The sequence below is a fragment of the Siccirubricoccus deserti genome (genome assembly GCF_014283215.1).
Classification (GTDB): domain Bacteria; phylum Pseudomonadota; class Alphaproteobacteria; order Acetobacterales; family Acetobacteraceae; genus Siccirubricoccus; species Siccirubricoccus deserti.
The window spans coordinates 139951-147719 of sequence record NZ_JACOMF010000010.1 but is presented as its reverse complement, the minus strand read 5'-3'; the positions used below and the strand labels follow the sequence as shown (position 1 = coordinate 147719).

The 7769-nt window shown below is 64.3% G+C and carries 5 protein-coding genes; 3 read left to right on the top strand and 2 right to left on the bottom strand.

All coding sequences use genetic code 11. The annotated features are described in order from the left end of the window. Nucleotides 1–171: 171 nt before the first annotated feature. Complete coding sequence (locus tag H7965_RS11290; RefSeq protein WP_186770678.1) at nt 172–1278, bottom strand: tyrosine-type recombinase/integrase; 1107 nt, start codon at nt 1276–1278, stop codon at nt 172–174. 6 nt (nt 1279–1284) lie between these two features. After that, nucleotides 1285–1911 carry a recombinase family protein gene (locus H7965_RS11285; RefSeq protein ID WP_186770677.1) on the bottom strand — a complete coding sequence of 209 codons (627 nt, stop codon included), beginning with the start codon at nt 1909–1911 and terminating at the stop codon, nt 1285–1287. Nucleotides 1912–2228: 317 nt separating this feature from the next. Here H7965_RS11285 and H7965_RS11280 point away from each other — a divergent pair, with 317 nt between their 5' ends. From H7965_RS11280 to H7965_RS11270, 3 genes are all read left to right on the top strand, one after another. Further along, nucleotides 2229–2837: a hypothetical protein gene (locus H7965_RS11280; protein WP_186770676.1), complete on the top strand. Its 609-nt coding sequence runs from the start codon at nt 2229–2231 to the stop codon at nt 2835–2837. 349 nt (nt 2838–3186) lie between these two features. Further along, nucleotides 3187–6063: an SNF2-related protein gene (locus tag H7965_RS11275; protein WP_186770675.1), complete on the top strand. Its 2877-nt coding sequence runs from the start codon at nt 3187–3189 to the stop codon at nt 6061–6063. Beyond that, entirely contained in the window at nt 6063–7766 is a 1704-nt protein-coding gene (locus H7965_RS11270) for a site-specific DNA-methyltransferase (protein ID WP_186770674.1), read from the top strand. Before H7965_RS11275 ends, H7965_RS11270 begins: the two co-directional genes overlap by 1 nt. The last annotated feature ends 3 nt before the right edge of the window (nt 7767–7769 follow it).

Genomic DNA, 7769 nt, shown 5'->3' with positions numbered 1-7769 from the left:
CTCCAAGACCTTGGGATTTCATCGATGTTGGCTTGATGGGGCGATCCCGCCGCCTCCCGACCCGACCTTCAAAACCGGCGACCCGCTCACCCCGGGTGGTGGGTTCGATTCCCATCCGCCTCCGCCATGCTTGGCTGTCAGTCGATTGGCAGAGCGAAGGCTGGCTTAGGCTTATCGAGCGGAACGTGTCGTCTGGTGCTCTCCGGTATTCGGGGGCTGATCGGCATCGTCGGAGGGAGACGGGCTGGTCTCCGCTGACTTTGTGCCTGGATTTGTGCCCGGATTACCCGCCCCAAATCTGCCCATGGCTCGATGCAGATGGTCGGTCATGAGGTGCGAGTAGCGCATCGTCATGGTGATGGTCTTGTGCCCAAGGATGGCTCGCAAAGCGGCTATGTCGCTGGTCGCCATCAGGAATTCAGAGGCAAAATGGTGCCTCAGGTCATGGCAGCGGAACGGTACCCCGGCTCGCGCGGCGATCTTCCGGAAGGCAGTAGTGAAGGCGGTGTAGCGCTCGCCGTCTCCATGCCAGAACACATAGGGTGAGGTGATGTGCCGGGGTGTGCCCAGGATCGTGCCCAGAGCGGCATCACTCAGCGGCACCACTCTCGGCGATGAGGTCTTGGTCTTGGTCAGCCTGACCTCCCGCCGGGGGATCGAGACCTGCGACCATTCTAGCGAGCAGACCTCATCCATGCGCATGCCTGTCTGGGCGAGAAAGCAGATGATTCGCCCAGCCATCGCTGGGGCGTTCTCCACCAGTCGCTCGACCTGCTCGACCGACGGGTAGGCAGTACGGGGTGCAGACTCCCGGATGTACCGCCTGCTGAACTGTCGCACTGGGTTTAGATCACTGTAGTCCCAGGTTACCGCGCAGGAGCAGAGGCAACTGAGTGTGGCGAGGTCCCGGCGTACTGTCGCTCCCTTGGCGCCCGCCTTTAGTCGTGCCGTGGCATAATCAGCCAACCGACTGCGGTTGATCTCGTCGAGATAGAGGTCACCGAAGGCTGCGGCGAGTTGCCGAAAGCTGGTCCGATAGCGGCTCTGGGTAGATGGCTTGAGGGTGGGCAGGTAGTCGGTCGAGAACCGCTCTAGGGCTTCGCGGTAGGTTCGGCGCGGCCGTCCGCCGTGATCGAGGCGGCGATGCTCATCCAGCAACCGGGCGAGCACCCGCTGAGCAACTGCCTTCGACGACGTACGGGCCGAGCGGCGGACCTCGGCGCCGCGCCAGACGAATCGGACCCACCACGTCGAGCCCCGCCGGTAGACTGTCGCCATGATCGGTCAGGCCGTGGCCGCCATCTCCCGTACCGTCCCTCCACCGTCGGGGATCGTCGCCGCCATCATCGTCGATCCTCGCCGGCCGCCCGGCAGGGACCTGTAGAGGGTGGAGGGAGCGCAGCCGACCTGCCGGGCGATCTCGGCCATCGAGAGATTCCCGTTAACCATGAGGGTTTGCGCGATCGTCAGCTTGGTCTGGTCGAGGGCACGGGGACGACCGCCGACACGGCCGCGCAGACGGCTGGCCCGCAGCCCGGCCTTGGTCCGCTCGACGATGATCTCGCGCTCCATCTGGCCCAACGCCCCGAGGATGTTGAACAGGAACCTGCCGCTCGGCGTCGAGGTGTCGATGCTCTCGGTGAGGGACCGGAGCGCGATACCGCGCCGCTCAAGCTGCTCGGCCATCTCGGTCAGGTGGCGGAGGGAGCGGCCGATGCGGTCCAGGCGCCAGCAGGCGATGGTATCTCCGGGCCGGGCTTGTTCGAGCAACCGCGCCAGTTCGGTCCGGTCCGCCCGGGCGCCACTCGCCGTCTCGACCCAGATGCGCTCACAACCTGCGGCGCGCAGGGCGTCCATTTGCAGGTCGTGGTTCTGGCTGCTGTCACTCACACGAGCGTAGCCGAGAAGCATCCCCACCATCTCCCAAAACTCAACCTACCATCCGAGTATTCGGAGGTGTGTTTCAGGATAGAGTATTGGGATATCTTGTCAGCATAATTAGATGTAGATTCGAGACGGCTCGACGAGTTCTTGAAACCGGTCGTTATGAGGAGGGTGTGGCTGCCCCTAATCTGGCGGGTGGTCCGGGGTAGGACCGTGACGGCGAAGGTCGCCCACCTCGACGATCAGCAGTCCCGCAACCTGCGGCCTGACCGGGAAACCCCACGAGTCCTCAATCGAGGGCTCGTCATTCGACGGCGCCCGGGCCGCCCGTCGAGCATTCCTGCATGCAGGACCCGTTCTTTGCCAAGCTCGCCGCGAGCGGCTGGCGCGTTCCCTTCCGTCAACGCATCGCCCACCGATTCGTCTGCGAAGAGGTCGTCCCGCCCGGCATCCGCATCAAGATTCGAGCCAACGGCCGCGACTGCGCCGAATGGCAGTTGCGGGTCCCGCCCATCGTGTTCGGTCGTCGTCGAGCACGATTGCCCATCGACACCCCCTACGCCCAGGCCAGGACGCTGGACGCCGCTTTGGCGGCGGCCAGCGCCGAGGCGGCGCGCCTCGTCGAGCAATTCCGGGCTGCACCTGTGCAGGCGTCCAGAGCATCGTCGAAGCAAGTGGCGGCTGCACATGTGCAGCCTGCCGAGGAGGAGGTCGATGAGGAGGACCAAGGCCCGATCCCTGACCCGCGGCAAGGCGATCTCGCCATCGGCAAGCGCCGCAACGGTTACCGGCGCGGCAAGCGGACCGCGACCGTCGTGCTCGATGTCGAAATGCATGAACGGCTGGCAGCGCTGGCGCGTAGCAGCGGTAGGACCATTCAGGCACTCCTCGTCGAGGGTGCAGAGATGGTGCTCGCCCGTTTGCAGGAAGGGCACCCGCGCAAGGTGGGATGAACGCTCCGCCTGCCCAGCGGCGTCCCGACCCACGGTCGGAGGCGGGTTTCAGGGACATCGATCCAGAGGGGTTTTCCGAACACCGGCTGGAAGGAGGGCGGCGACAGGGGAGAGGACCCGGGCGGTCAGCACCCGACCAGCGTGGGCCAACCCGGGCCGCCGACAATCCGGGCATGATCGTCAAGTGATTGGGCGTGGAGGCGATCAGCACAGCGGGTAGCTCTGGAACCGCTGAAGGCACGACCGTCGATCGGCTCTGTGAAACCGGTGCTTGCTCAAGGGTTGCCCCTCGATCGCATAAGCGCGATCCTACAAACGCTTTCCTGTCTCGAATCTCAGCCTCGGCAAGATGCCCCCATTCACGCCCTACCACAGCCAATACCTCGCCCACCGGATCACCTTGGAGGGCGTCGATGAGGACGCCTTCGCCAAGGCCCTGACCACGGCGCGGGTGGATATGAACCCGCATCAGGTCGATGCGGCCCTGTTCGCCCTCCAGTCGCCCCTCTCCAAGGGGGTCCTGCTGGCCGATGAGGTCGGGCTGGGCAAGACGATCGAGGCCAGTTTGGTCGTGGCCCAGAAGTGGGCCGAGCGGAAGCGCCGCATCCTGCTGGTCGTTCCCGCCTCCCTGCGGAAGCAGTGGGCGCAGGAACTCTGGGAGAAGTTCTCCCTGCCCGTCCTCATCATGGAGGCCCGCACTTATCAGGAGCGCCTGAAGGCCGGGTACCGCCGCCCGTTCGAGGCCGACGGCAAGATCATCCTCTGCTCCTACGAGTTCGCGGCGAGGCGAGCCGACGACCTTGCCGCCGTGGCCTGGGACGTGGCGGTCCTCGACGAGGCGCACCGCTTGCGCAACGTCTACCGCAACGGGGCCGCGTCCCGCGCCAAGCGCCTGAAGGACGCCCTCGCGCACACCTTCAAGCTCCTGCTCACGGCCACGCCCCTCCAGAACAACATCATGGAGTTGTACGGGCTGGTTTCGGTCATCGACGACAAGGTGTTCGGGGACGAGGCGAGCTTCCGGACCCTCTACGGTGGACAGCGGCCCGACCCGGCGAACCTGATGATCCTGCGCAGGCGCCTGGAGCCGGTCTGCCGCCGGACGCTCCGGCGGACCGTGCAGGAGGCCGGGCACATCAGCTACACCCGCCGCCTGCCCGTCACCTTCCGGTTCGACCCGCACGACGAGGAGGTCGAGCTATACGAGCGGGTCTCGGCCTTCCTCCAACGCGCCGACACCTGCTATCTCGGCGGCAAGCCGAACGCGCTGGTCACCATGGCCCTGCGCAAAATCCTCGGCTCGTCGAGCTACGCGATCTCGCAGACCCTCTCCCGCATCATCGACCGGCTAGAGGCCGAGCACGCGGCGGCCGATCTCGACGCCCTTGCGGACCTCGACACCATCGAGGAGCTTGCCGAGGAGGCGGGCGTGCTGGACGACGACGCCGACGCCCCGGACGGTGCCGGACCCGCTCCGACTGCCCGTCCGACCGCGGAGGCCATCGCCACCGAGATCGCGGAGTTGACCGGCTACCGCGACCTCGCCCGCTCCATCCGGTCCAACGCTAAGGGCGAGCGGCTGGCCCGGGAACTGCCCGGTCTGCTCGATGCCGTGGAGGCGAAGGGCGGCGCGCGCAAGGCAGTGGTGTTCACCGAGAGCGTCCGCACCCAGTCCTACCTTGCCGAGCTTCTGGCCCAGAACGGCTTCGCCGGGCAGGTGGTGCTGCTCAACGGCGGCAACACCGACCCCGAGAGCCAGCGCATCCACGCCGACTGGCTGGCGCGGCACGCCGGGACGGACCGGGTGTCTGGCTCCAAAACCGCCGACATGAAGGCGGCGATCGTGGAGGCGTTCCGCGACGAGAAGATGATCCTGATCGCCACCGAGTCCGGTGCCGAGGGCATCAATCTGCAATTCTGTTCCCTGCTGGTGAACTACGACTTGCCTTGGAACCCTCAGCGCGTCGAGCAGCGGATCGGGCGTTGCCACCGCTACGGCCAGAAGATCGACGTGACCGTGGTGAACCTGCTCAACGCCAAGAACCATGCCGAGGAGCGAGTTTTCCAACTCCTGAGCCAGAAGTTCCGGCTGTTCGACGGGGTGTTCGGCGCCAGTGACGAGGTGCTGGGGGCGATCGAGAGCGGCGTGGACTTCGAGCGCCGGGTCCACCAGATCGTCCAGACCTCCCGCAGCGCCGAGGAGATCGAGGCGGCCTTCAATGACCTGACGGAGAGCCTTCAGCCACAGATCGAGGCGGACCTTCGGGACGCCCGCGATCGCCTGCTGCTCAACGTGGACGAGGACGTGGTGCGCCTGCTGCGCACCCGCCAGGACAATCTCAAGCGCATACTGGGCGAGTTCGAGCAACGGCTGATCGTGCTGGCCAAGGTGGAACTGCCCGGGGTGGAGTTCCGTGAACACAGCGACGGCAGCCCCGTATTCGAACACCAGGGGACGACGTGGACCACCGGCTGGCCGGTCGCCGACGAGAGGGGTTGGCAGTTCTTCCGTCTCTCCGACGGCAATCTCGCCCTCGACCTCGTGGCCGAGGCCAAGGCGCGGAGTCTGCCGGTCGCGGCGGTGGAGTTCGACTACGCCGCCTACCGCCAACAGGGAGGCGGGCGCCTGACCGACATCGAGCCCTTCATCGGCCGGGGCGGTTGGCTGCGGGCCAGCAAGCTGAAGCTGCGCTCGGCCGGGCGGACCGTTGAGCACATGGTCGCGGCCGCCTCCACGGACGACGGCAAGGTGCTGGACGAGAAGGTGGTCGAGCGCCTGTTCCTGCTGCCCGGGCGGCGGCGTGACGCGGCAGTGGACCCCCCGGCTCGCCTCGACGTGCTCGACGCGGAGATTCGCGGGCAGCACGTCGCGCGGGCGGCGGAGGAGAACGACCGCTGGCTTGGCGTGGAGACGGACAAGCTCGACCGCTACGCCGACGACCTTGAGGTAGCGGCCGAGGAGGAGATCAAGCGGCTGGAGCGGGAGGTGCGGGAGCGGCGCAAGGCGCTGCGCACCGCCGCTGCCCTAACCGCGCAGCAGAAGATCGACGAGCAGCGCGCGATCAAGCGGATCGAGGCGCAAATCGACGACAAGAAACTCGAAACTTACCAGCGCAAAAAGGCGATCCGCGTGGAAGTCGAAGGCATTCTCGATCAGCTACAGGCCGACCTCCAACTGGTGCCAACGGTCGAGCCGATCTTCACCATCCGCTGGGGGCTGGTCTGATGACCCGGAAGCAGAAGCTCGAATTGACATGGGTTGGTAAGGATGAGCGGCCACGGCTTGAGCCACGAATCCTGATCGAAAATACACAGCGAAGCTATCACGCAGCCACGCGGTCAGCCGATGACCATTTCGACAACACGCTAATTCAGGGTGACAACCTTCTTGCACTGAAGGCGTTGGAGCGCGATTTGACCGGGCGGGTGAAATGTATCTGCATCGATCCTCCGTATAACACTGGCTCAGCATTCGCGCAGTATGACGATGGCATTGAGCATTCCCTGTGGCTTTCGTTGATGCGCGCGAGACTAGAACTGCTTCATCGGTTTCTATCAGACGATGGTTCTATATGGATTTCAATAGATGACGCGGAGTATGCCTACCTCCGAGTATTAATGGATGAGATTTTCGGACGCGCGAATTTTGTGGCTACCTGTGTTTGGCAGAAACGGTACTCGCGGGAAAACCGCGAGACTATTGGCGACGCTCACGACTACATTTTAGTTTATGCGCGCCAGCTAGATGCATTCAAAAAAGTGCGTAACCGCGTGCCGCTAGATGAGAAAAGCGCTGCCGTTTACAAAAATACCAACAACGACCCGAAAGGCCGCTGGCGCGGTATCCCCATGACGGCGCAAGGCTTTCGGCCGAACCAGATGTATGAAATCGTCACTCCATCTGGCGCCCGGCACAAGCCTCCGGAAGGTAGATGCTGGGGAATGATTGAGCCCAAATACAAACAACTTTTTGCAGAGGGACGCATCTACTTCGGAAAAGATGGCTCAAGCCAACCATCAGTCATCAGGTATTTGTCCGAGGTCGATGGGCTCGTGCCTTGGACTTGGTGGCCCCACGAAGAAGTTGGGCATACAGATGAAGCAAAAAAAGAAAGTCACGCCCTATTCGGACGCGACGATACGTTTGCCACCCCAAAGCCGGAACGTTTGATACGCCGCATCCTAGAGATCGCCACAAACCCTGGTGATCTGGTGCTCGACTCCTTTGCTGGGTCCGGCACGACCGGCGCTGTCGCGCACAAGATGAGGCGGCGCTGGATAATGGTCGAAGTCGGAGACCATGCGACCACGCATATTGTGCCACGCATGCGCAAGGTAATCGACGGGGCAGACAAGGGCGGAGTCACTGACGCACTAGACTGGCAAGGCGGCGGTGGCTATCGCTTTTACCATCTTGCCCCCTCCTTGCTCGAACGCGACAAGTGGGGCAACTGGGTTGTCTCCAAAGAATACAATCCGGCCATGCTTGCGGAGGCCATGTGCAAGCACATGGGCTTCACCTACTCGCCCTCGCAGAACCCGGCCGAGTACTGGAACCACGGCTACTCATCGGAGCGGGACTTTATCTACGTCACCACGCAGGCTGTCACGCACGGCATGCTCGCCGCCCTCTCCCACGACGCGGGGCCGGACCGGCACCTGCTGATCTGCTGTAAGGCGTACAGCGGCAAGCCTGAGGAGTTCGCCAACCTCACGGTGCGGAAAATCCCACAGGCCGTATTGGCCAACTGCGAGTGGGGGCGGGACGACTACAGCCTGCGCGTCGCCAGCCTGCCGACTGTGGAACGTGAGCCCAGTGGTGATGATGCGAGCGTGGAGGCACCACCGCCGAAGCCGGGCAAGAAGCCCCGGGCCGCTAGCCTGGACACCCCGAACCTGTTCGAACAGCCCGCGCGGACGGAGGCTTGAGCG

Coding starts and splice junctions, on each gene's coding strand:
- H7965_RS11280 (WP_186770676.1), top strand. CDS start 2,229: ATGCAGGACCCGTTCTTTGCCAAGCTCGCCGCGAGCGGCTGGCGCGTT.
- H7965_RS11270 (WP_186770674.1), top strand. CDS start 6,063: ATGACCCGGAAGCAGAAGCTCGAATTGACATGGGTTGGTAAGGATGAG.
- H7965_RS11275 (WP_186770675.1), top strand. CDS start 3,187: ATGCCCCCATTCACGCCCTACCACAGCCAATACCTCGCCCACCGGATC.
- H7965_RS11290 (WP_186770678.1), bottom strand. CDS start 1,278: ATGGCGACAGTCTACCGGCGGGGCTCGACGTGGTGGGTCCGATTCGTC.
- H7965_RS11285 (WP_186770677.1), bottom strand. CDS start 1,911: ATGCTTCTCGGCTACGCTCGTGTGAGTGACAGCAGCCAGAACCACGAC.